This window comes from Staphylococcus sp. EG-SA-2, assembly GCF_017152085.1.
The window spans coordinates 1-845 of record NZ_JACYHC010000980.1; the positions used below are offsets into that span (position 1 = coordinate 1).

At 31.0% G+C, this 845-nt stretch carries 2 protein-coding genes; one reads left to right on the top strand and one right to left on the bottom strand.

Translation table 11 applies throughout. The annotated features are described in order from the left end of the window. Positions 1-451, bottom strand: a 451-nt coding sequence (locus tag IDG60_RS16895) for a peptide deformylase (protein ID WP_206160967.1), incomplete at its 3' end; no start/stop codon positions are given. Between the two features lie 298 nt (positions 452-749). Here IDG60_RS16895 and IDG60_RS16900 point away from each other — a divergent pair. Beyond that, positions 750-845, top strand: a 96-nt coding sequence (locus tag IDG60_RS16900; protein WP_206160968.1) for an NINE protein, incomplete at its 3' end; no start/stop codon positions are given.

An 845-nucleotide genomic window follows, 5' to 3' on the forward strand; every position in this document is an offset into this window, starting at 1 on the left:
TTAAAATACGGTCCGCACGTTCTGTAAAAGGGATACCGTTCATTTGATCTATAATATGCAAAATCATTCTTGCTACATCTTCATGTGCAGTTAGTTCAACTTTGTTCCCATTGACGTCATAACTTTCGACAACTATCATTTTACTTCTTGTCACTTCGCCGTAAACATCTGGCAATGTAATTGAACCTTCTAAGTCTGTTATCGTTTCATTTGATTGACTAATAATTTTCGGATTAACAAGTTGTAATAATCCTTCCATTTCCATATCAATGATTGCCACTTGCAATGACTGATTAATTTGAGGTGCACATAAGCCAGCTGCTTCTTGTGCATACATTGTATCTTCTAAATCTTGTAATAATCTTTTTAACGAATCATCAAATTTTATAACTGCTTGCGCTTTTTTCGTTAAAATAGGATGCGATGCTGGTACTAACTTTTTAATCGCCATAGCTCTTACTCCTCAATAAAATTCATCAAACCATTATAACGTAAATATATTAAAAATGCGACCTTACATCATAGAATGTATATTTTTCAATTTAAAGATTGTCATGTGATTCATTACGTATATTTCACACGTAAAATAATACAATGCAACTGAAGTGTAATCCTAAATTTATTGTAAGGATTGAATAACTGAAATTTAGATGATTGGGAATGCTTAAACTAGAATGTTTGAACTAAAAGTGGGTATAATAAAAAGAGAAGCTAATGTCATTATAAGCAATTCAACTGGAGGGAAAGAAATGCAAGTAAACAAAGTTATTTATATTTTATTAGCATTGTTCTTAGGTAGTTTTGGTATTCATAAATTTTATGCCGGCAAGAATATGCAAGGTATT